This window comes from Siminovitchia terrae, assembly GCF_003605405.2.
Taxonomy (GTDB): Bacteria; Bacillota; Bacilli; order Bacillales; family Bacillaceae_C; genus Siminovitchia; species Siminovitchia terrae.
In genome coordinates this window covers 75,279-99,049 of the sequence record NZ_QYTW02000020.1, presented here as the reverse complement: position 1 = coordinate 99,049, position 23,771 = coordinate 75,279, and the positions used below count along the sequence as shown (strand labels likewise).

The 23,771-nt window shown below is 43.0% G+C and carries 20 protein-coding genes and 1 pseudogene; 17 read left to right on the top strand and 4 right to left on the bottom strand.

The genetic code is table 11. The annotated features are described in order from the left end of the window. The first annotated feature begins 793 nt into the window (after nucleotides 1-793). Together D5F11_RS17705 and aspA are read left to right on the top strand one after the other, a co-directional pair. Nucleotides 794-2,137: an MATE family efflux transporter gene (locus D5F11_RS17705; protein WP_120117284.1), complete on the top strand. Its 1,344-nt coding sequence runs from the start codon at nucleotides 794-796 to the stop codon at nucleotides 2,135-2,137. 434 nt (nucleotides 2,138-2,571) lie between these two features. After that, complete coding sequence (gene aspA, locus D5F11_RS17700; RefSeq protein ID WP_244862085.1) at nucleotides 2,572-3,984, top strand: aspartate ammonia-lyase; 1,413 nt, start codon at nucleotides 2,572-2,574, stop codon at nucleotides 3,982-3,984. A 68-nt stretch (nucleotides 3,985-4,052) separates the two neighbouring features. Here the strand turns inward: aspA and D5F11_RS17695 are convergent. Both D5F11_RS17695 and D5F11_RS17690 read right to left on the bottom strand, forming a co-directional pair. Then, nucleotides 4,053-4,483: pseudogene (locus tag D5F11_RS17695) on the bottom strand (GNAT family N-acetyltransferase). A gap of 344 nt (nucleotides 4,484-4,827) precedes the next feature. Further along, nucleotides 4,828-5,820: a zinc-binding dehydrogenase gene (locus tag D5F11_RS17690; RefSeq protein ID WP_120117286.1), complete on the bottom strand. Its 993-nt coding sequence runs from the start codon at nucleotides 5,818-5,820 to the stop codon at nucleotides 4,828-4,830. A 372-nt stretch (nucleotides 5,821-6,192) separates the two neighbouring features. On the opposite strand from D5F11_RS17690, the gene D5F11_RS26695 reads away from it, so the two are divergent. From D5F11_RS26695 to D5F11_RS26690, 4 genes are all read left to right on the top strand, one after another. Continuing rightward, on the top strand, nucleotides 6,193-6,348 hold the full coding sequence (locus D5F11_RS26695) for a hypothetical protein (protein ID WP_185830770.1): 156 nt from the start codon (nucleotides 6,193-6,195) through the stop codon (nucleotides 6,346-6,348). A gap of 20 nt (nucleotides 6,349-6,368) precedes the next feature. Continuing rightward, nucleotides 6,369-6,614 carry a hypothetical protein gene (locus D5F11_RS17685; RefSeq protein ID WP_120117287.1) on the top strand — a complete coding sequence of 82 codons (246 nt, stop codon included), beginning with the start codon at nucleotides 6,369-6,371 and terminating at the stop codon, nucleotides 6,612-6,614. Between the two features lie 81 nt (nucleotides 6,615-6,695). Beyond that, on the top strand, nucleotides 6,696-7,727 hold the full coding sequence (locus D5F11_RS17680) for an acyl-CoA dehydrogenase family protein (RefSeq protein ID WP_120117288.1): 1,032 nt from the start codon (nucleotides 6,696-6,698) through the stop codon (nucleotides 7,725-7,727). A 170-nt stretch (nucleotides 7,728-7,897) separates the two neighbouring features. Further along, nucleotides 7,898-8,050, top strand: a complete 153-nt coding sequence (locus D5F11_RS26690) for a hypothetical protein (RefSeq protein ID WP_185830769.1) — start codon at nucleotides 7,898-7,900, stop codon at nucleotides 8,048-8,050. Here the strand turns inward: D5F11_RS26690 and D5F11_RS17675 are convergent. Together D5F11_RS17675 and D5F11_RS17670 are read right to left on the bottom strand one after the other, a co-directional pair. Next, nucleotides 8,042-9,157, bottom strand: a complete 1,116-nt coding sequence (locus D5F11_RS17675) for an NAD(P)/FAD-dependent oxidoreductase (protein WP_120117289.1) — start codon at nucleotides 9,155-9,157, stop codon at nucleotides 8,042-8,044. The two genes, D5F11_RS26690 and D5F11_RS17675, sit on opposite strands and share 9 nt — an antisense overlap. 426 nt (nucleotides 9,158-9,583) lie before the next feature. Beyond that, a complete protein-coding gene (locus D5F11_RS17670; protein ID WP_120117290.1) occupies nucleotides 9,584-11,026 on the bottom strand; it encodes an FMN-binding glutamate synthase family protein in 1,443 nt (480 codons plus the stop codon). A gap of 138 nt (nucleotides 11,027-11,164) precedes the next feature. Here D5F11_RS17670 and D5F11_RS17665 point away from each other — a divergent pair, with 138 nt between their 5' ends. From D5F11_RS17665 to D5F11_RS17615, 11 genes are all read left to right on the top strand, one after another. Beyond that, nucleotides 11,165-11,902, top strand: a complete 738-nt coding sequence (locus D5F11_RS17665; RefSeq protein WP_120117291.1) for a YqjF family protein — start codon at nucleotides 11,165-11,167, stop codon at nucleotides 11,900-11,902. A 446-nt stretch (nucleotides 11,903-12,348) separates the two neighbouring features. Next, nucleotides 12,349-13,929 carry a spore germination protein gene (locus D5F11_RS17660; protein ID WP_120117292.1) on the top strand — a complete coding sequence of 527 codons (1,581 nt, stop codon included), beginning with the start codon at nucleotides 12,349-12,351 and terminating at the stop codon, nucleotides 13,927-13,929. Between the two features lie 19 nt (nucleotides 13,930-13,948). Continuing rightward, complete coding sequence (locus D5F11_RS17655) at nucleotides 13,949-15,142, top strand: Ger(x)C family spore germination protein (RefSeq protein WP_120117293.1); 1,194 nt, start codon at nucleotides 13,949-13,951, stop codon at nucleotides 15,140-15,142. Nucleotides 15,143-15,144: 2 nt separating this feature from the next. Then, on the top strand, nucleotides 15,145-15,366 hold the full coding sequence (locus D5F11_RS17650; protein WP_120117294.1) for a hypothetical protein: 222 nt from the start codon (nucleotides 15,145-15,147) through the stop codon (nucleotides 15,364-15,366). Between the two features lie 30 nt (nucleotides 15,367-15,396). Then, a complete protein-coding gene (locus D5F11_RS17645; RefSeq protein ID WP_120117295.1) occupies nucleotides 15,397-16,494 on the top strand; it encodes a GerAB/ArcD/ProY family transporter in 1,098 nt (365 codons plus the stop codon). Between the two features lie 338 nt (nucleotides 16,495-16,832). Next, the gene (locus tag D5F11_RS17640; protein ID WP_120117296.1) at nucleotides 16,833-18,437 is read left to right on the top strand and encodes an ABC transporter substrate-binding protein; all 1,605 of its coding nucleotides are present in this window, start codon (nucleotides 16,833-16,835) and stop codon (nucleotides 18,435-18,437) included. Nucleotides 18,438-18,769: 332 nt separating this feature from the next. Further along, a complete protein-coding gene (locus tag D5F11_RS17635) occupies nucleotides 18,770-19,708 on the top strand; it encodes an ABC transporter permease (protein ID WP_120117297.1) in 939 nt (312 codons plus the stop codon). A 14-nt stretch (nucleotides 19,709-19,722) separates the two neighbouring features. Then, a complete protein-coding gene (locus D5F11_RS17630; RefSeq protein WP_120117298.1) occupies nucleotides 19,723-20,610 on the top strand; it encodes an ABC transporter permease in 888 nt (295 codons plus the stop codon). Nucleotides 20,611-20,632: 22 nt separating this feature from the next. Then, nucleotides 20,633-21,424 carry a sensor histidine kinase gene (locus D5F11_RS17625; protein WP_120117299.1) on the top strand — a complete coding sequence of 264 codons (792 nt, stop codon included), beginning with the start codon at nucleotides 20,633-20,635 and terminating at the stop codon, nucleotides 21,422-21,424. Beyond that, nucleotides 21,421-22,542, top strand: a complete 1,122-nt coding sequence (locus tag D5F11_RS17620) for a response regulator transcription factor (protein ID WP_120117300.1) — start codon at nucleotides 21,421-21,423, stop codon at nucleotides 22,540-22,542. The genes D5F11_RS17625 and D5F11_RS17620 overlap by 4 nt, the downstream gene beginning before the upstream one ends. After that, the gene (locus D5F11_RS17615; RefSeq protein WP_120117301.1) at nucleotides 22,533-23,771 is read left to right on the top strand and encodes a hypothetical protein; all 1,239 of its coding nucleotides are present in this window, start codon (nucleotides 22,533-22,535) and stop codon (nucleotides 23,769-23,771) included. Before D5F11_RS17620 ends, D5F11_RS17615 begins: the two co-directional genes overlap by 10 nt.

Here is a 23,771-nt window from a genome sequence, read left to right as displayed (position 1 = left end):
AACCTTAGAAACGAAGCTATAAGACTTCTAACCGTAGGAACTACGGGGATAGCCTAATCAAAACTTTCGGTTACGAAGGTGTTCTTAGGAATCTCCCACTTCAAACAGACCGTAAGGTTGTTAAGTGGGAGTAGTTCAATTCTACAATTGATTAGTATTCCCGATACAGGCATTTCAAATTTTTTAATCAATTGTTTGATTAATGGCCAAACCCCTGTTTTTTGCCATTCCCCCACAAGTATTTTTAATTCATCATTTGATTAGCACATCATTGCATCGTTTTCCTTTAACTTCATTTGNGCCATTCCCCCACAAGTATTTTTAATTCATCATTTGATTAGCACATCATTGCATCGTTTTCCTTTAACTTCATTTGGCAGAAGTCTCCCACTTCTGTAAGTGGTGAGATGAATGCATATTGTTATTCCATTCAGTGGGGGCTCAAACCCCGGCTGAATAAAGTCAAAGCCCTCCGGCGGATGCCACAGATTTTCAGAGGAAATTTATCGAGTGAAGCTCGATAAAATCTGGGCGCAAATACGCCAAGGCGCATTTGATATTGCTGCTCACAAGTCAAAATCATGCTTTCTCTTTTGCTCTGTATATATAATGTGAAGAGTACCTTTATTGTCAAAAGATAAGAAAGCATAAAATTAGATGAAATATTTTGTTCGAATTAAATTTTTATATGTCTAGCTGCGACGTACAGGAAGTAATAGTGCAAGCGAAGCGATAGGATGTCGCGCCCTGAGCCTGCGCGCCTTTCGCTTTTCTTATAGAAAGGATATCTACAATGAAACAGCAGGATTTTACCGCCGGGCCGATTGGGAAGCAGCTCCTTTCTTTTTCGCTCCCAATTCTGGTTACTAATCTTCTTCAGACTTCTTATCAATTTATTGATAGTCTGTGGGTTGGGAATTTGCTTGGAGCCAATGCTCTTGGGGCCGTAGCGGTTTCGAGCACGGTTATTTTTTCTGTTCTTTCTTTTATCATTGGGGTAAATAATGCGACGCTGACAGTTCTTTCTCAGCTTAAGGGGAAGGACGACGAGATCAGCCTGAGGAGTTTTGTCAATGCCTTTGTTGTCATTTTAAGTGGTATGGCTATTGCTCTTGGCGTTGCAGGGGTTGTTTTTGCAAAGGATATTCTCGAGTTCCTAGGCACTCCTTCCTCAATGATTGCGGGGGCTGTCAGTTATTTGCAGATCAACTTTCTTGGAATCTTTTTTTTGTTCGGTTATAACTTTATTTCGACTGTTTTCAGGGCGCTTGGAAACAGTAAAACACCCGTCCGCTTTGTTTTGATAGCCGTTATTGTAAATGCAGTTCTCGACCCTTTGTTTATTTACGTTTTTGAATGGGGAATCGAGGGGGCGGCCTATGCGACGATTGTCGCGCAGGGAACAGCCTTTTTTTATGGTCTATTGGTGAGCATCCGATTCAAACAGATCCCTTTTTCCATTCCCAAACTTCCGAAAAGGGAAGAGGCATCCATGATTTTGAAGCAGGGGATTCCTTCAGGCCTTCAAATGATGGTGATTTCAGCGGGACTCGCTGCGATTATGAGTGTTGTCACTTCTTTCGGTCCTGATGCAGTGGCTGGTTTTGGGGCGGCGCAGCGTCTAGACAGTATTATCATGCTTCCGGCACATGCACTTGGGACGGCGGTCAACAGTATGGCGGGCCAGAATATTGCCGTCAAACAATGGGAACGAGTAAGGCAAATCACGGTGTATGCCTTACTTTTGAACTTGGCGGCGATGCTTTTGGCAGCAATGATCATTTTTATTTTTGCAAGATGGGGTATCCGCATGTTCATTTCTGATGAAGGGGCGGTCGCCTTCGGGACAGAATATGTGAAAATCATCGCCTTTTTCTATCCGTTCCTCGGGCTTAACTTTGTGTGGAACGGAGTCGTTCGGGCATCAGGTGCCATGTTTCAGGTACTTGTGCTCAATATCATTTCTTTCTGGGTCTTGCGTTATCCGCTCACGTTTATTTTTGCGCAATTAATAGGTGAGGAAGGCATCGGCGTCGGCATCGCTGCAAGCTTTGTTATCAGCAGTATTCTTGCGTTTGGGTACTACCGATTCGGTAAATGGAGAGAAAGAGAATTGTTTAAGGAAACAGCTCAATGAATTTTCTCTAGGAATAGTCAGCATGAATTTTTTGTCATTCTTCGCGTCTCCGCCATTGTTCAATTGCAGAAATTAGAAGCAGGAATCATTCACTTGTCCTAGACCTTCTAGGCTAAATCTTCAACGATTGGAATTTTATCATTTCCTGACAGAAGACTCCCACTTCAAACAGACCATAAGGTTGTTAAGTGGGAGTAGTTCAAGTTTAATGTTTTTCATATGCTGAAAGTAACTGCCTTTATTTATATAGCAGAAAATTTTGACGAAAATTAAATTTTGAAAACTTACTGTTTCCAAATGCTGTATAACGATGTAATATGGAACTATAAATATTCTATGAAAGCCCGGATTTTGAAAAACTGATCCGGGTAAACTTTTAATGCAGGTAAAAAAGGATACCAGATGGGGGACGGAAAAGAATGGGAGCGTCAGTCATGGAAACGCGAGAGGAAAAAGATTTTTTAGGAACAAAAGAGGTACCCGTCGATGCTTATTACGGGATTCAAACGCTCAGGGCTGTAGAAAACTTCCCAATTACGGGCAACAAGCTTCATGAAGAGCTGATTAAAGCATTGGCCATCGTTAAAAAGGCTGCGGCATTGGCAAATACTGAAGTGGGATTGCTGCCGGGTGAAATTGGGCAGGCAATTGTTGAAGCTTCTCAGGAAATCATTGAAGGGAAGCTGCACGATCAATTTATCGTGGATCCGATTCAAGGCGGAGCCGGTACATCGATGAATATGAACGCCAACGAAGTAATCGCCAACAGGGCGCTTGAATTGCTGGGTAAAAAGAAAGGCGACTATGCCTCCATCAGCCCTAACTCTCATGTGAATATGGCTCAATCAACGAATGATAGTGTTCCAACTGCCATCCATGTGGCAGTTCTGAATGTTCTTGACGGATTGCTATTAGTCATGGAAAATATGCAGGCCACCTTTGAAGCGAAACAGAAAGAGTTTGACCATGTCGTAAAAATGGGAAGAACACATCTTCAGGATGCTGTTCCCATTCGTCTTGGCCAGGAATTCGGTGCATACAGCCGTGTCATAGGAAGGGATATCAAACGTATCTGTCGCTCAAAAGAGGGGCTTTACGAAGTGAACTTAGGAGCAACAGCAGTTGGATCAGGTTTAAACGCAGATCCCAAATATATCAAACTGGCTGTTGAGTATCTTGAAGATATCAGCGGGTTGCCAATGCTGGCAGCGTCGAATCTGGTTGACGCAACGCAAAATACTGATGCCTACACAGAGGTATCCTCCGCATTGAAAATCTGCATGACCAACATGTCCAAAATTGCAAATGATCTTAGATTCATGGCATCAGGACCGAGAGCGGGGCTTGCGGAACTCAATCTTCCGGCAAGACAACCGGGCTCTTCCATCATGCCTGGAAAAGTGAATCCGGTTATGGCTGAACTTATCAACCAAATCGCTTTCCAAGTCATTGGAAATGACCAAACTGTAAGCCTTGCTTCGGAAGCGGGCCAATTCGAATTGAACGTTATGGGGCCAGTTCTTGTCTATAACTTGATGGACTCCATCACGGTAATGACCAACGGTTTCAGAGTGTTTACCGAATACTGCATATCAGGCATTACTGCCAACGAAGAGAGAATGAAGCATTACGTAGAATCAAGTGTAGGGATCATTACTGCAGTTAACCCACATATTGGGTATGAGGCTGCTGCGGCTATCGCACGAGAAGCTATTGAAACAGGGCGTTCTGTCCGCGAGCTTTGCCTTGAACTCGGCGTATTGACTGCCGAAGAGCTGGATCAAATTTTAGATGCATATGAAATGACCAACCCGGGAATCGCCGGCGCGGCTTTATTGAAAAAATAATGAAGAAATGTGGAACCTCCAGCTTTGTCTGGAGGTTCTTTTGTCTGTTGAGGAAGTTGCAAACAGAATTAGAACTTAGGAATTGGTATGAATGCGAGCTGATAAAATATTACTTTAAACTTGCTTTGAATATAGCTCACTTTATCATAACCCATTTTTTCTTGATAAAAACAGTGCGCATCGGAGCGTTGAAGTCCCGAGGATAGTGCAATACTTTCGTATTGATTTTCCTTCGCCCATTCGTGAGCAAAAGAAAGCAGTTGTTCACCATATCCTTTTGAACGATGATTGGCATCCGTAACTAAATCGCAAACCCTAATGAACCTCCCATAATAGAGTGTGGTCATAGGCTGGAAACCAGTAACTGCAACGATATTTTCTTTATGAAAGAGGGCAAACATTTTGTAGTCTTCTTTTTCCCGTGCCTCAATGACCAATTCAGATAAGAGCCTTCATCCAAATGGGTCCGCAGCTGTTTTATCACGGGAAAGGCTAACATGATTTCCTCGCGTGATTAAAGCTCTTTGATTGTCAAACTCATATAAATGTTCCTTTTCATTTTGTCATAGTGCCTGGCTAAATCTATCCACAAAAAAACTGCTTAAGAGATGATCCACATTAAAAATGGAGTGGGATCCAGGATCAAAACATGATTTATCCACAGACCATCAAAGGAATTACCCACAATATCTGTATAACTTGCCTGAAATTCCACATTTGAAGCAAAAAAAGGTTTTCTATCTGTGAATTACTAACATATGAACAGAGTAAAATAACAAATTATCCACAAGAATATCCACAATTGGGAATAAAAAGGACAGAGCTGAGCTCTGTCTCTAATCATTAATCAATCAAGAATCCAACTTTGCCAAACTGTTCGGCCTCTTCCAAACGGTTGAAGGCTATTTCATATTTACTTAGTGGAAAAATGGCTTCGATTTCCGGTTTGATTTTATGTTTTTTCACAAACTCAATCATTTCCTTGAACTCTTCGGCACTTCCCATGGTGGTACCGAGCATGTTGTACTGTCCGTAGAAGAAGCTGCGAAGATCCAAGTTTATTTCATCTCCAGCTGAAGCGCCAAAAGTGACGATTGTTCCTCCCGGACGAAGCTGACCAAGAGATTTGCTGAAAGTAGCAGCTCCAACTGATTCAATCACCAAGTCCACTTTTTCGCCACTTAGCTGTTCATTCCAGTCCCCATCACTGTCGATTGCTTTATCGGCTCCAAGTTCAAGGGCGCGCTGACGCTTTTCTTCCGAGCGCGAAGTAACATAAACAGTAGCTCCTACTGTTTTGGCAAATTTTAAAATAAAGGTGATGACGCCGCTTCCAACTCCAGGAAGAAGGATCGTCATATCCGGTGTAATTTTTCCTCTTGTAAATAATGCACGATAACCTGTAAGGGCAGCAAGTCCAAATACTCCAGCTTCTTCCCAAATCAGATGTTCTGGTCTTGGAATAGCATTTTCTGCTGGAATGACAATGTATTCTGCAAATGTACCATGGCCTGGAAGTCCGACAATATCAAATCCTTCAGGTGGGGCATCGCTTTTTTCCATCCAGCCCAATCCGGGATTAATGATCACTTCATCTCCGATACTGACAGAGGTGACACCTTCACCGACAGCATCGACAATCCCAGCACCGTCAGAGCCAATAATAAGTGGTGGATCCGTTGGTTTATGACGGTGAAGAACGAATAAATCCCGATGGTTCATCCCGGCTGTTTTTAACTTTACCCTTACTTCACCCTGGCCAGGCTGGCCAACTTCCATTTCTCTTAACGAAAGACCTGCCATTCCTGCCTTACCTTCATGAACAATCGCTTTCAACAAAATCCCCCCATTTTGTATATATTCCAATCATTCTCATAGTCTATCACATGGAGCGGGATTCTGCGTCGGATAAATCAGATTTTTATATATTTGGACTATTTTTAAAAATGAAGTGATTGATTTTGGGCAGTTTGGATGGATTGATGGGACAATTGGAAAGTTCTTTAGCTGGTATAATATAATTGTAGAAAAGATAAATTCACGGGTAAAAAGGAGAAAAGGGCTCGAAAGCTGCAGGTTTTGAAACATTTGGCAAAAGAAGATTTGACGCTTGTGGCGCTTCCCGGAACAGAGACAGATGAAACTTTCAGACAGCCATTTCGTATTTAACTTTATTCAGCAGAAGTCTCCCACTTCTGTAAGTGGTAGATGAATGTATATTGGTATTCCATTCAGTGGGGATTCAAACCCCGGCTGAATAAAGTTAAAGCCTCCGGCGGATGCCACAGATTTTCAGAGGAAATTTATCGAGCGGAGCTCGATAAAATCTGGGCGCAAATACGCCAAGGCGCATTTGATAAATAAGATGAACGGAGGTAGGCAAGATGGAAAAAGAAGAAACTAGTTTGCAGTTACTGAATGAGTTGAAAGAACTGAAAGCCAGAGAGGAAACAAATACACAATTATTGAATGAAATAAAAGAAATGAGAACCAAGATGGAAAAGCTGGAACAGGACATCGAAGACATCAAGTTTTTTACGCCAAAGCCGGTTGTAACCCCTGCGATGATTGGACAAATCGGCGGCCTAATTTTAGGAGCGCTTGTCATTATCGGAATTTTTTGGCTGTAAAGTGATGGATACAGCGTGCAGATATCTGTACGTTGTTTTATTTTTTTTGTAAGGACGAAGGGCAAATAGGAGGAAGAAATAATGTTCAGTGAATCGATCATAAATAATATTAGAAGCTGTGCAAAGGAAATGGATCAAACAAGGAGTGTTCCAAAGGAACTAGTGGAATGGATGTTCAAAGAGAAGCTTTTTAAACTGTTTGTTCCCGAAAAGTTAGGCGGGAGATTCCTTGATCTTCCTGAGGCACTTCGCGTATTTGAAAAAATGTCCGAAATAGAGGGGAATTTAGGCTGGCTGACTGCAATTGGATCTGGAGGCGGTATGTTCGTTCCCTATATACAAAAAGAGCAGGTTGATATATTGTTCAATGATGAGAAAGCAGTTATTGCGGGAAGCGGGTATCCACAAGGAGCGGCCAAAAAAGTTCAAGGCGGTTTTCTGGTTACCGGTGAATGGAAATATTGCAGCGGAGCAGAGTTTGCATCCTTTTTTACAGCAAACAGTATAAAAGATGATGGTGAAGTGACCAGTTTTATTTTCATGCCGGAACAAGTGGAAGTTCTCCATGATTGGCGAGCTTTTGGGTTAAAAAGCACAGGCAGTCATGCAATACGGGTGAAAGATGCTTTTGTACCGGAAGAAAGAACTTTCAATCTAACGCGGAAACAAAATGAATATGACGGTTTCGTACATACATTCCCATTTATTCCATTTTCCCAGGCTACTTTTACGTCCGTCTGCCTCGGAATCGCCGCTCATTTTCAACAGGAAGCAGAAGCAATAGCATCCCGCCGTTTTAAAGAAGGAGCCAGTCATTTTGAAAAGGTCCTGGTCGCTGCACAGGAAAAAGGGACAGAGCTTGAAAAAGATAGGGCTGATTTTTATAAAGAATTAGACCTGCTCTGGGCTGATCATTTAACCGGGAAGCCACTTACGTTGGAACAAGAGGATCATTTTAGTGGAACATGTAAACAGGCAGTTCATGATGCCATCGGTCGGTCTGGAAGCATCATTCGTTGTCTTGGAATGGAAGCCATTATGGAAGATTCTGCTATCAACAAAATCTGGCGTGATTTATATACGGCAGGGCAGCACGCGTTTATAACTCCGTAATCAGCACGATGCGGAGGCCTCGATTAGAGATGAGTTGCATAATTATATGAGGGATTCGAGATTGGAATCCCTCGCCAGTTTTTTCAAGAAAAGCGCCTGCCGTAGGCCGCCGACTTTAACTTCATTCAACAGAAGTCTCCCACTTCTGTAAGTGGTGAGATGAATGCATATTGTTATTCCATTCAGTGGGGGGCAAACCCCGGCTGAATAAAGTTAAAGCCTCCGGCGGATGCCACAGATTTTCAGAGGAAATTTATCGAGCTGAGCTCGATAAAATCTGGGCGCAAATACGCCAAGGCGCATTTGATCTGGTCTCACGTTAAAGCCCGCTCCACTTGGTACAGGCTCATGTCCATTTTGGGTTCTTCCCCCAACGTCAATCGCGCAAGCTCTGACCCCAAGTAAGGACCAGCGGTTAAGCCGGTTGCCCCCAGCCCGTTTCCAATGAGGATGTTTTCAAATCCAGGCAGTTCTCCAAGCACCGGAATCGATTCGGGCGTATAAGGCCTGAAGCCGACCCGCGTTTCTAACAGGCTGCTGTTTTCAAGACCAGGCGCTACTTCCAGGGCTTTTTCTAAAATTTCATGCATCCCGCCAGCCGTTACGCGCAGATCGAAGTTGGTAAAGTTTTCATAGGTTGCACCGGCGACAATCCGACCGTCTTCAAATGGAACGATGTATTGACTTCCTGGTGGTATAATCACTGGCCAATTTTTTGTTTGTGTATCAGGCAGTTTCATATGTACAATCTGTGCTTTTAAATCCTTCGATCGAAAGCCGATGCCAACGGACTGCATCAAATCACTAATCCAGGCACCGACTGTTACCACAACTTTTGATGCCTCATAAAAATCGCCGCAAGCCTTAACGCCTGTCACCTTTTGTCCTTCTGTCACAAGCCGTGCATCACCGTATACGATCTGTGCACCTAACCTCTCCGCTGAACGCAATAGCGCGTCACGCAGTGCCCGGCCATTCACACGTGCCGCACCGCTTACATACACGGAGCTGTAAGTTTCCGCCAAAGGGGGAAATAGGGTACGAGTTTCTTCTTCATCCAGAAGCCGGATCTCGCCTATTTCCGGAGCGTCCTCTAGCCTTTTTAAAGCCCGATCTTTCATCTCCATCAGCTTTTTTCGGTCAGTATGGAGGCTGATAGCCCCGACTTTCGCATATCCAGTTTCCGTTTCTCCAGCCTCCTCAAGTTCTGAAATCAAGCCGGGATAGAAAGCGGCTCCTGTTTTTGCCAGTCTATACCAATCTTTATTCCTTCGTTGAGAAAGCCAAGGACAAACGATACCAGCAGCGGCATCTGTCGCCTGTCCCTTATCTTTGCGGTCAATGATCGTTACATTCACTCCCGCTCTGGCCAAATGATAAGCAGTGGAGGCACCGAAAATCCCGGCGCCAATTACAATGAATCTCTCCATTAGATTACATCCCTTTTCCATGGTTGTCCTTTATCGAATTTATTTTACTGAAAACTCCCTAGCTGACGTCGCATCGTGAAAAAGATCCAGTCTTCCGTCAGACTATGGATGCTCTCCTAATTATTCGAACACCATTATAAGTTAACACAGCTTATTCAATAACGCCAAAACAGCATTTTAATCAAAATGGTTGTATTTTCATCTTCTCATAACTTTTCCACATATTAACTGTTTCTAAGCTTATAGAGATGTGTTCTGTTCTTTGAAATGGACAATAATACCGACGGTATTACCAACTCGTCATACAAACGTGGGCAAATTGGCAATCCCGCCGCTGTTTTTACAGACTGTTTCCTTTTTCGTTTAACGAACTAGTCAGAAACTGCCTCCTTTTTCAGCTTTTCCTTGGATGTTTAAAAAATGCCATTAGCTTTCCTGAGCTTTTCCGTTACCCTTTATTCCATTCCTTCCTTTTCCCGGAAATGGTTGGAATGTAAAGGGGATTCCAATCATTTTCGCCATTGCCTCGTCATAAGAAACAAGGTCTTTTCTGGATAACTCGTTCAAGGAGCTTTTCCCCATTGCCCTCAATCCTATTTTTATTTCTTCAGTACTTGAGGTCAGGAATTTTTCGGCCCCCTTTGTTCCTTCCTTAACGTCAAACTGTTCTTTGAACTTCCCTTCATGCCAGACGACCTGTGTGGGCGGTTCGAAGGGAACGGCCTTTGTAACCTGAGTATGCGCCAAAGCGAAAAGAATAGCAGATCCTAGATAAACCGCATCAGCTCCAAGCGCCAGTACTTTTAAAAAATGGCCAGGAACTACAAGTCCACCTGAAACAATCAAGCTCACATGTCCTTTCATTTTTCTTCTCCGCAAATGATTTGAAGCCCGAACAACTGCATGCAGTGTAGGGATGCCGAAATCATCGGCTAAAATAGGTGCACCTGCGTGGGTCGATGCTTGGGCACCATCAATTGCGATATAATCGACCCCCATTTCAAGCAAATGATCGATATCTTCTTCGATCTTTCCCCCGGCTCCCATTTTAACACCGATTGGGACGCCGCCTGACAGGTCGCGAAGTTCATTAACTAGTTCCTTTAAGTCTTTCAAAGTCTGGTTTTCAAAAAAATGCTCATGGATGATGGCATCTTCTTCTTCTTTCAACCCCATGATGTCCCGAGCCTTTCCTGTCAGATTTTTCGGTGAGATTTTCGCCCCCATTCCCATCTTAGCGCCTTGACCGAGCTTGATTTCAATCATGTTTGCCCGTTTGATAAATTTTTCGTCCTTAGCCCACTCAGTTTTGGAAAACTGAAGAATATAATTTCCAGCGGTATCCAACTCTTCATCCAAGATTCCGCCTTCTCCGGAATTAATGGCAGTGCCGGTATTATTTGCTGCACCTGCCAAAGCTACCCGAGCCTGTTGGCTAAGACCCACACCATAGGCCATTCCGCTAATCATAAGCGGGATGTCGATTTTCATCGGTTTTTTTGCTTTGGGTCCAATTGTGACACTGACATCTACATCATCCTCGCTTGAGACCGGAAACGGTGATGTCTGAGCGGGTATAAATGTGATGGTATCCAAATGTGGCCATGTTTTTGAAGAACCAAGCGGCCGATGAAGCAGATCGCCGGTCTCAGAGCGTAAATTATTTTCAAGCACATTTTGAATTCCCATATGCTTTAGGCCGGGAATTATCTCAACGATATTTTCCTGATAACTATCAGTAAAAATGATTTTGGTCGTTTGCTTTACAATCCTTTTCATGATCCAACGCCAACCGAATAATACAAACAAAAAAACGATAAATAAGAAGACTGTAATTCCAAATGTAATATAGGACAAAATTTCCGCCATGCTCTTGTCCTCCAATCTCTTTTGTCTTGTCTTTATTGTTGCTCAGATGAAAGAAACTATGTCCCGACGTTGAAAAATTGTGATAAGGGATAGAAGGCAAGTAAAAAGCACAAATTATGCTTGAAAGGAGACGAGACCATGGACATATATAAAGAAGTCGAGCATCGTTTGCTGCCGCTGCCTCCAAATAATTGGATCATGCGGCAGGCATGGCGCAATACATTATTTCTACATTGGCCTGTTCAGCCCGAGCTGCTCCGTCCTTATATACCATCTGTACTGGAAATTGATACATATGACGGATTTGCCTGGCTTGGAATCGTGGCATTTGAAATGGAAGGAATTTATTTCCGTGGCCTTTCTTTTTTTTCTGTGGTTGCTCCTTTCTCTGAGGTGAACGTACGGACATATGTAAAACATGAGGGGAAACCTGGCGTTTTTTTCATCTCTCTTGATGTAAACGATTGGGCTTCCTTGTTGATTGCAAAGAGGTGGTACCGTCTTCCATACCATTCGGCGGACATTGCTATAAGACGGAAAGGGAACGCCATTTTTTATGACTCGGTGCGTAGGAATCTGCCTGTTCGGTTTGATGGAATCTGTACACCAAAAGAAAATGAGTTTTTCCCGAGCAAGGATACACTGGATCATTTCCTTACGGAAAAATACTGTTTTTACACAACGCAAAATAAAAAAGATATTTTTCACGGAGACATTCATCATCAACCTTGGCTGTTGAAAAGGGCGGATGTACAGATTCAAAGGAATACACTTTTCTCTCCCCTAAACCTGGATTTTTCTGAAGAGGACCCGGTTGTTCATTTTTCCAAAGGGGTCGATTCGCTTATGTGGAATGTAAAGAAATTGAAGTATTAACGTTTATCTTTGTGCTAAAAATTTCCCAATTGCAAAGAAAGATTGGGGGGGAAATCTGTCATTTAACTTCATTCAGCAGAAGTCTCCCACTTCTGTAAGTGGTGAGATGAATGTATATTGGTATCCCATTCAGTGGGGGTTCAAACCCCGGCTGAATCCACAGATTTTCAGAGGAAATTTATCGAGCGGAGCTCGATAAAATCTGGCGTAAATACGCCAAGGCGCATTTGATCGTAGAAAACCCATCTGGAAAAGTGGGTCCCACAAAAGCTTAAAAACAGGTTAAATTTTCGAATGCACATATTTTGACTGAGTCACTTTGAGCGAAAGGCTCGAACTGCCTTTGATTTTTTACTGACTTGGAGATTCTGGTATTTTTTGAACTAATTGCATAATTGGCTTTATGTGTAGAAAGATAAAAAAAACTATAAACGGAGGGAACGGGCTTGATTCGGAATGTGCAAAGGCTACTAAAGAGAAAAAGAAAAAAGCAAACAAGTGATGATGCTCTAATTCCAAAGCCGCAGGAACCCCTTCGGAAAAGCTTCAAAGAAAACGTTGAGGCTTTTCAATCTATTTATAAGGATTGTTGGGATATAGTTTTCCGAGAGTTTCGGATTTTCGGCAGCATTAGGGGAATGATTATTTATATTGATGGCATCTCGGATATGGATCTTCTTGATGAGTGTGTGTTATATCCGCTTATCCAAAAGGAGGGAATCGGTGAACCGCACCAGCCAAAGCTAGAGTTGATTGAAAACACAATCTCCATATCTAATATCAAACAGGTATCTCTTGTGGCTGACTGCATTGAGTCGATTTCTAGCGGTAGTCCCATTTTATTGATTGAAGGGGAAAGAACCGCCATTTCCTTGAGTCTGCCTAAATTTGAAATCCGGGGCATTGAAGAACCGCAGTCCGAAAAGGTGATTAGAGGGCCGCGAGAAGGATTCATTGAATCACTTCAGGTAAATACATCCATGCTGCGGCGAATGATAAAAAGCCCCGCACTTAAAATGAAAACAATCAATATAGGTGAATATACAAAGACGGGTATTGTTCTTGCTTATATCGAAGGAATAGCCAGCCCGACATTGGTAGAAGAGTTTGAGAAAAGACTGCAGCGGATAGAGATAGATGGGGTTCTGGCGAGTGATTATGTCGAGGAAATGATTGAAGACAATCCATATTCGCCATTTCCACAAATTTTATCAACGGAGCGCCCGGATGTGGTAAGCGCCCATTTGTTAGAAGGGCGTGCAGCTATTTTGACTGATGGCACACCATTTGCCATGATCGCTCCAGTTTCATTTTTCTCAATGCTCCAGGCGCCTGATGATTATTATGAACGCTATTTTGTCGGCACCATTATCCGCTGGCTGCGGTATGTATTTATTGCCATTTCCTTGTTTCTTCCATCTCTTTATGTAGCCGTTACAACCTTCCATCAGGAGATGATTCCTGATCCGCTACTTCTGAGCATTGCTGCTGCAAGGGAAAGTGTTCCATATCCCGCCTTGGTTGAAGTAATCCTTATGGAATTGATGCTGGAAGCGCTGAGGGAAGCCGGAATCAGGCTCCCGAATCAAGTCGGGGCTGCTGTCAGCATCGTCGGTGCGCTTGTTATAGGACAGGCAGCCGTGCAGGCGGGACTTGTGTCAGCCCCGATGGTTATAGTGGTCGCAACAACGGGAATCGCCTCATTTTTAATTCCCCGATATATCCTCGGCTATTCCATTCGTTTTCTTCGTTTTCCGCTCGTTTTTCTTGCCGGATTTTTGGGGCTGCTGGGCATCATGCTTGGCTTTTTGGTGATTATTGTCCATTTGTGCACTTTGAGATCCTTCGGAGAGCCCTATATGCAACCGCTGGCACCACTAAAAAAGCGTGAATTGAAGGATGTGCTTTGGAGATCGCCTTTCTGGATGATGGACACACGCCCTCATTTTGATGGGGATGCGAATTTGTACAGGCAGGCTCCCGACCAAAAACCCGGACCGCTTCGGGGCGGTGAGACCGAGAATTGACGAAAGTGAGGGCTAAGTGATGATGGGGCTGAAAAATTCTTTCGTAAAAAAATCTGTTTTTCTTGCCGTCTTTGCCGGGGGCATGTTTTTCCTTGCCGGCTGCTGGGACCGGATAGAAGTCAACGATCTGGCCATCGTGACTGCAACAGGCATTGATAAAAGTGAAGACGGCCAAGTAGAGCTTTCTCTCGAGATTTTTATCCCAAAGTCAATGGGAGGTGGCAGCGAGGGGGGCGGAACCACTGGAGGTGGCGGGAAAGAGACGACGATGATTACTTACCATAAAGGAAGTAATTTAGCGGATGCCCTTTCGAAGCTCCAAGCTGAAATTCCTCGCAAGGTCTTTTGGGGAAGCTGCAAAATATTTATTTTCGGTGAAGCGGTGGCCAAAGATGGTATACAAGAGCACGTTGATTTTCTCCTTCGGCACCCACAGCCAAGGGAGAGGGCCTTCATATTTGTCAGCCGGGGAAAGGCTAAAAAAGTTTTGGATACGAAGGATACTCTTGAACGCTATTCGGCGGAAGCGCTACGGAAAGTTTCTAGTAGCAAACATGGATTGAGCGTAACACTTCAGGACCTTGATAAAATGTTAACGTCGCGAGACCAGAATGTTGTTTTGCCTTATTTAAAAATAGAGGAAAAAAGCGACGGAAAGCAAGCCCAATACGCAGTTTTTGATGGAACTGTTTTGTTCAAAGAAGATCGGATGGCAGGAACGATTCCCAAATCAACAACGAGAGGATTGCTCTGGATTAAAGACAAATTGAAGGATTATACCGTAACTTTTGAGCTGGAGGAGGAAAAGGGGAACATTTCTATTTTCCCAGTAAAAACCAAAGTGGATATCACACCCCGCATTCAAAACGGAGAGTGGAAGGTGATTGTAGACATTACTACCGAGGGGACCGTTGTGGAAAATGGAACAAAATTGGATTTAGATAATGGGGAATCAGAAAGAAAGGTAAAGAAAGCGTATAGTGACAGAGTGGAAGGACGGATTCGCCAGGCAATAGAGGAGGCGCAGGATCATGGATTGGATGTTGTGGAATACGGCAGGGCATTTCATCGGAAATATCCACAGCAATGGAAGAAGGTCAAAGACCGGTGGGAAGAAGTTTTTCCGGAAGTAAAGACGGAATTTCACATCAAGGCATCTATTCGCAGACAGGGATATATCAATGAGCCCATTAAAGCAAAGGAAGAGAAATAACGATGGAGTGGGGACAATTCTTCGGTACAGCAGCAGTTGTTGCAGTGATCGTTATTTTGCAATGGCCAAGAATGAAGGACTATTCAAAAAGGGATAAGGGAGGGTTCATTGCCCTTCTTCTGATAGGCCTGATATTATCCTTATTCAACTTGCAGCATATAAAAGGCCCTCTTGATTTGGAAAAAGCAATATTTCATCCGATCAGCCGGATCATAGGGAAGTAATATCCATCAGCATGGAAAGGAAGTGGGATAATGGAAAAAGGGAAAATATCAGCTTTGCAGATGGCTATATTATTGTATCCTGCCGTAATTGCCACTGCCATTCTTTCCATGCCGGGCTTTACAGCCCAATCTGCGGGCAGGGATATGTGGATATCTCCCATCCTTGCATCTTTTGCAGGTTTTTTAGCCATTTATTTGGCAGTCAGCCTCCATAATATGCACCGAGGGAAAACGATTATCCAAATTAGTGAAGCTGTAGTTGGGAAAATACCGGGAAAGGTGATAGGCTTCCTTATTATTGTTTTCTACCTGGATACGACCGGAACGATAGTTAGAGGGTACAGTGAATTTATCGTAACCTCCTTTTTATTCAAGACTCCACAAGTAGTGGTTATTTCTTCTATGGTGTTCATCTGTGCGTTATGTATATATGGTGGGCTGGAAGTGATGGCAAGGGCAGGTCAGCTGCTTTTTCCAATATTTGTGTTACCGATTATATTTTCTTCCTTTTTCTTGGCTCCCGATCTTCAACCCAAAAATATGCTACCGATTTTGGAAAACGGGTGGCTCCCCGTTATAAAGGGTGCTATTCCACCCATAGGGTGGTTTTCGGAGTTTTTTATCATCGCTTTTCTTCTCCCTTATTTATCAAATGCGAAAAAAGGAATGAAATATGGGCTTATTGCAGTTTTAGGGGTCATGGTCTCACTGGTGATTGTCCATTTGCTGGTTCTTTTTATGTTGGGTGATTCAACTGCAAACAAAATTTATCCATTGATGAACGTTGGCAGATATGCAAGCGTTGCCGGATTTTTCGAAAACATGGAGGCTGTTATCATGGCCGTGTGGATAGCGGGAGCCTTCGTTAAAACCTCTGTCTTTTATTATATTTGTGCTTTAGGAATAGCCCAATGGCTAAATCTTTCCGACTACCGCCCGATTGTCTGGCCTTTGGGAATATTGTTAGTTCAATTTTCCTTTTGGGGAGTACATAGCACGATGGAGATAGGTCGATACGACTTTTTGACATTCCCATATTCCTCGGCCTTTACCCAGTTGTGTTTACCATTGCTGCTTTTGGTTATCGCCATCGTTTTGAAAAAAAAGAAAAAGAAAAGCGCTTTATAATTGAAGTGACCATAAAGTTAGACAGGTTATTTCATACATAGAAGAAATTTCACGAATAGAGAGTCTTCCTTATTTACGGGAGTTGATAATAATCTATCTTTGGACATAAAAACTCTAAGATAAACAAGTTTTTTTACTATTTAATCTGTCCATTTAAGGGGAGTATATCATTATTTGATGGTAGTCTAGCAATTGGGGTGCAGTTCAAAAAAGAGGGCTTTTTCCTTTGGAGTCTAATATTTTAGATAAAATTTCAAAGAAAAAATGATCATTTTTTAAAACTCTTAATTCCGAAAGTTCATTATAATTTTGATAAGTGTAAGAGAGGGGGACAAAAGTTGCAAAAGCAAACAAAAATGATTCTCGTAATGATAAGCGTTTTCATGCTGCTTATTTTTACAGGATGTTCTGGCGGAAAAAGCTCTGAATCCAAGTCAGAAGGCAAAGCTGGGGGAACGATCACAATCGGCCTGGCTCAGGATATAGTGGCGGTCGATCCAGCATTCACCTATGATTTTGCCACCGGCCCGGTAGTCAACCAGATTACCGAAGGATTATTGAAATTCAATGAAAAAGGTGAGCTTGAGCCGAATTTGGCGAAAGATTGGGAGAACCCGGATGAATTGACGTATATTTATCGTCTGCGTGATGATGTCAAGTTTTCCGATGGCACTCCAATGACGATAGACGATGTTATTTTCTCACTGGAAAGGATCAAGGATCCCAAAACAGCTTCATACGTAGGCTGGATGTTCGATAACGTGGATAAAATCGAAAAAATGGATGACTGGACAGTCAAGATGACATTGTCTAAACCGGACGCGTTGTTCAAGTATGCTCTTGCCACTACAGCCGGACATGTCATCAGCAAAGCTTACTATGAAGAGCATAAAGATAATTTCGGCAAGCCTGAAGGTGGAATTGTCGGTACGGGCCCATTCAAGTTTGAAAGCTGGCAGACAGGTTCTGAAATTGTACTTGAAAAGAATGAGAACTACTGGAATAAAGATGGCGGACCTTATTTGGATAAAGCAGTCTTCAAAGTCATTCCTGAAGGAACAACGAGAATTACCGGACTGAAAACAGGCCAATTGAATATCGCAGTCGAACTTCCATTGGATTTGATTGGAAAAATTGAAGAAATGGATAATGCGAGACTGGATACTTCAGACAGCTACCTGATTGACGGAATTGAGTTCAATACACAAAGGAAACCGTTTGACGATCCGAAAGTAAGACAAGCGATGAACTATACCCTTGATAAAGAAAAAATCATCAAGCAGATTATCAAAGATGCAGGAATTCCTGCAGATGGGTCAACAGTTCCTCCAGTCATGTGGACATTTGCAAAAGACAAATGGGAGCAAGCATATAAAGAATTGCCAGACTATTCTTATGACATTGAAAAAGCCAAAAAGCTTATGGCGGAATCAAGCGTTCCAGAAGGATTCAAAGCGAAAATTTCTACTGACGGCGATACACTCCGCATGAATGCAGCATTGGCGTTACAGGCAGCAGTCAAACCCCTTGGCATTGATCTTGAGATTGAAAAACTGACAGGCGAAGAATTGATGTCCCGCACGTTTGGCGGAGCAAGAGACTATGATATCGCCATTCAAAACTGGGGCTCTGACTTCCCGGATCCATCCGGCAACTTGCATCCATTATTCCATTCCGATAATACAGGAGACGGTGGAGCAAACTATGCCAACTACAAAAATGCGGAAGTCGATAAGCTGTTGGCTGAGCAAAATAAATTAACTGACGATGAAAAACGGACAGAATTGATGATTCAGGCACAGAAAATCATCGCAGAAGATTCTCCTTGGATCACTCTCAGCCATCAAAAGCAAATGATGGCCATGACAAACAATGTGGAAGGCTATCACATTACTCCATTATGGTATTGGGATGGATTCTTGAAAGATATTAAACTGAAATAATAGCAGAAGCATCGATGGAAATTCCCCTTCTTCAAATGAAGAAGGGGGTTTCTCTCATTCATTGACAGGAGGTTCCATCAGGAATCAGGCCTCCTTCAATACATTAACGCTTTAAACCATCGGGGGTCAGACCCCCGAACTAAAGAAAGTATAAGATTAGTCCAAGTTCTCTATTTAAACAAGTATACGGTTATGTCTAGCTCCAGGCGCCATCGGCTCGAGGTCACAAGTCAAATTGCTGTGGTGGCTGAAGAACTGCCTCCTCGCAATTTGCCTTGTGCTTGTCGCCGATAGGCGGGCGCCTTGCGCTTTTCTTAACAGGAGGTGTGATGATGGCCAGCTATATTATCAGGCGACTATTTATATTAATACCTATTTTATTTATTGTTTCGATCCTGATCTTCGGCATGTCGAGAATGGTTCCGGGAGATCCCGCGCTTATCATGGCCGGTGGACATCAAACGTCCCCTGAAGTGTTGGATAATATCCGGGAAAAATACCATCTTAATAAACCGATTGTGGAACAGTACGCCATCTGGCTGAAAAATGTGGCCAGCGGTGATTTGGGCGAAAGCTATAAGATGAAGCAATCTGTCACAAGCATGATCATTGAGCGGATGCCGCTCACTTTGCAGCTGATTGTGATGAGCATGATCTTTACTTTGATCATTGCCATTCCTCTGGGAATCCTATCTGCCATCAAGAAAAATACTTGGATGGACCATTTGTCGACGATGTTTGCATTTGTCGGAGTCTCCTCGCCCGTTTTCTTTACGGGGATTTTATTGGTCTTGCTGTTTTCATATCATCTGGACTTGCTGCCTGCCTTCGGAGCGGGTGAGGGATTCACAGATAACCTCGTCCACCTTTTATTACCTTCATTGGCATTAAGTTTTAATATGGTAGCTCTCAATTCCCGCATCACAAGAAGCGGAATGATCGAAGTGATGAACACGAATTATATTCAAACAGCGGTGGCAAAGGGAATGCCGCGGAAAGTCATTATTTTAAAACATGCTCTTAGAAATGCGCTCGTGCCATTGGTGACTGTTACCGGAATCCAAATCGGGGTGCTGATCGTAGGAACGGTCCTCGTTGAATATACATTTGGCCTCGGTGGATTGGGTAGCCTCATTATCAACGGAGTGCAGACAAGTGATTATCCAGTCGTGCAGGGAACGATGTTGTTTATGGTCGTCGCATTTCTTTTGATCAATCTGTTGGTCGATATCTTATATGCCGTGATCGATCCAAGAATTCGTTATAAATAGAGGGGAGGGATTTGATGGAACTGCAAAGCCAGCCACCTGCACAGGTGTTAAATGAACCGGATAAAAAAAGAAGTATTTGGCACTCGCCTTTTTTCAAAAATAAATTGTCTGTAATTGCGGGAATCATTATTATTATCATCATACTGATTTCGCTGTTGGCACCGCTCATTGCTCCATATGATCCCAATGCCCAGGATTTGGAGAAATCCTTGGAGCCTGCTTCGGCAGCCCATTGGTTTGGGACAGATATGCAGGGAAGGGATATTCTCAGCAGGGTCATTTATGGAACGAGAACCACTTTGCTTGGGGCCTTGCTCGTTGTGTTATTTTCCGTAGTGATCGGTGTTCCGCTTGGTTTGATTTCCGGATATTTCGGAGGAAAAATTGATAATATCATTAACCGTGTATGGGATGTCATCCTTGCATTTCCTACCATCCTATTGGCATTCATCATTGTGGCGACTTTCGGACGAGGATTTGAAAACGCCGTGATTGCGCTTGGCATTGTATATGTGCCAATGATCGCAAGGCTTGTCAGATCCGTGACGCTCGTTGAAAAACAGCAGTCGTATGTGGATGCTGCCCGGTCTCTGGGCTTTTCGCACACACGTGTCATCTTCCGGCATATACTTCCCAACTGTATTTCGCCAATCATTGTTCAGGTAACCATCGACTTTGCGTATGCCATCATCGATTTGGCTGCGCTCAGCTTCCTAGGTCTTGGCGTGCAGCCTCCTACAGCAGACTGGGGATATATGTTATCGGAAGGGAGAGAATATTTACTGGTTTCTCCCAACGCTGCACTTGCTTCAGGTTTTGCCATTATGATAACGGTTATTTCTTTCAATTTATTTGGAGACGGCCTGCAAAGCCATCTTGATCCGAAGCAGCGAAAACAATGACTCTTGCATAATTGGAGGGCGTATGCTGTTATCACTCAATCTTTTTACGACTTTGATCATTTTGGGCATTGTCGGAGGAATGATCAGCCTCACAGCCATTGTCATGATCTTGATCACAGAAAAAGAAGTGGATTATTTGGAAGTGGAGAAAAAGAGGGCGGAACTGGAGGTTCTGTTGAACGAATCAAAGCTGCTCCATTTATCTGCCCAAATTCGTCCTCATTTCCTTTTTAATACATTAAATACCATCTCAACCTTGATCCGGCTGAAGAAAAACAAAGAGGCAGAACAGGCCATCTATTCGGTGTCTTCCCTACTGCGTTACCATTTGGAACATGAGGATTCACTCGTTACATTGAAAGACGAGATAAAATACGCTGTACAGTATTTGTCCATCCAAAAGCTTCGGTTTGGAGAGAGGCTTCATTGGACCCTGGATATTCCCGAAAAGGTTTTGGATGAAAAAATTCCTATGCTTGTAATCCAGCCTTTGATAGAAAATGCCTGTATACATGGTATTGAGCCTTCTATTGAAGGAGGGCAGATCACACTGTCGGCAGCCTTAGATGATGGTGCTCTGTGTATCGAGATCCGCGACAATGGTGTCGGGGTCAGCGATGAAGTAATCCAAGGTTTTGAAAATTGGAAGCAAGGCGCTACGTCTGCAGACGATCATCTTCATATTGGGCTTAAAAATGCCCATTCCCGTTTGGTTGAACAGTTTGGCAAAAGTAGCGGCCTGACAATTAAAAGGGAAGGTAATGAAACGGTCAGCCAAGTTAAAATTTTTATCACAGGGGAGGGTTATGATTGAAGGTACTATTAGTGGACGATGAGCCGTTGGAACTCGTAAATCTTAAAAGTATTCTTTTATCTTATGATCCTTCACTGGAGATTTTTACAGCCGAAAATGGAATGGCGGCCTGGTCTCAGTTGGAAAAGAACCAAATTGATATTGTATGCCTTGATATCCGGATGCCCGGGTGGGATGGAATCGAGATTCTAAAGAGGATCAAGCATAAATGGCCTCATTTGAAAGTCATGCTTGTATCTGCATACGGAGAATTTCATTACGCACAGGAGGCTATCGCTTCCGGAGCATCGGCCTATATCTTGAAGCCCGTGATTCCGGAAGAGTATGTAGCAGCTTTTAAAAAAATGTACGAAGAAATTCAATCGATGAAGAACGAGCAATCCTTCATTTTGCAAGCAGCCGTCGAAGGCTGGCTGCAAGAAGACACAAATGAAGAATATGTAAATTTCTTAAGCCTTCCCATTCAGCCCAATGTCGTAGTTATCGTAAAAATAAAAAGTGCACCACAACCTGATAAAGGAGAGTGGGATGCGGAATTTTGCGAAGGGTTGCAAAATGTGATTCCGGTTCCCCATCCTATCAAGGGCGATTGGGTGTATTTGATGAGAAGCAAGGATTCTGATACCCAGGAGATAAAAGAAAAATTATCGTTTCTCAAAATGACCTTGGCAGAGAAGTTTCAAGGGATTGAGTGGATGTTCGGAGTGGGGGAGGTTGTCCAATCTCCAGCAGTTTTGAAAAAGTCTCTTTATAGTGCCCTACAGGATACACAAAATAAGGATGAATCAATTATTCAGCAATGCCTTGATTATTTATCGTCCAACTACGCAAGCTCCATTACCTTGACTGATTTGGCAAAGGTCGTACATCTGAGTGCTTCGCACCTGAGTCGGATTTTTAAAAATAACCTAGGAGTCACGTTCGTTGATGTGTTGACGAAAATCAGGATTGAGCGAGCGAAGGATCTGTTGAAAAACAATGATCTTTCCATTCAATTCATATCCAACCATGTCGGATTTAGCAGCCCTGATTACTTTTCATCGACATTTCGGAAGCTGGAGGGGGTTTCTCCGAGCCAGTATCGATCAAAAAAGGATGACACGTATCCATGTTCATAACTCTGCAGATAACAATTATATTTAGTTTGTTTTTCTTGTTATTGGCGGTTCGGTACATTCAGAAGAGTAATTCGGAATTTGCTGATGAGATCGGTTTGGGCAGAGGGATTGTCGCTTTGCTCGGGCAATCGATCGGCCTTGTTACTTTTCTCGCATCCTCCCAAGCGTCCTATGAATATGGTGTCATCGGATTACTCGGTTATTGTCTTGCGGGACTTGCCAGTTTTCTATTCATTTATATGCTGTTGAAAAGTAATGATACTATGTCCAACCATCAGAGAGATATACTTGGCGCCTTCAGTTGGCTGTATCAAATGGAGAATATCATCATCGCGATTTTGGCAGGAAAAATGATTTTCAATCTTTTTTATGGCCTGAATTTTATCATTGCGCTTTGTATGCTCGTTATTTTTTATCAGTTTATTATTCTCGCAAGAAATAAGAAGCGATACCCCGGTTCCTTGTTGATTGTGATTCTGTCGTTGATCACCACTGTTTTGATCCCCACTTTGGTTTATTTAAGAGTGAGCGTTCCAACAGTTTACTCAGGGGTCAACTTTTTGGCGACGGACATGCTGATTTTGGATGAGCCCGCGACCTGGCTGATTGTTTTCGTTCTTTGTATCAGGTTCTTGGCGCACAGCCTGCTGAATGAAAACTTTTGGGGCATTTATTCGAAAATCAAGAAATCGAAAAGGGCGCTTTCTTTTACAATATCGTCTTTTATATGGATGTTTCTTCCATTATCTATAGGAACCCTTTCTTTTGTCGCAAAAGCATCAGCCGTCTGGCCTGCTTTGACTGATGAAGTGAGCTTCAATGTTGTCCAGCAATTCGGCGGTCAGTTCGGAGTCGCTCTCTTGGTTGTGACACTGATGGTTATCATGTTTTCTTCTATTTCGTACTACGTTGTTGACCCAGGTTACGGGCGCGCTATTAAATCCGGAACAGTAATCATTGCAGTGCTTATTTCTGTTTTGCTTCCTGATTTGACGATTTTAGATGTTATGTTCTATTTTTCATTCATTTGGGCAGCCATGGTACCGATTTTTTCAGTGAAAAATATATCTATTTCGCCGTCCATTGCATGGATTGCTGTATGTGCAAGTGCGGCATCGGGAATTTATTTTATGACACAGCAAGGCTTGATGATGGGCATTATCATTGATTTTTTATTAGCGTCATGTTTGACGGTGATTTTTGCAGTAGTTAGGGGAGTCAAGCATTAA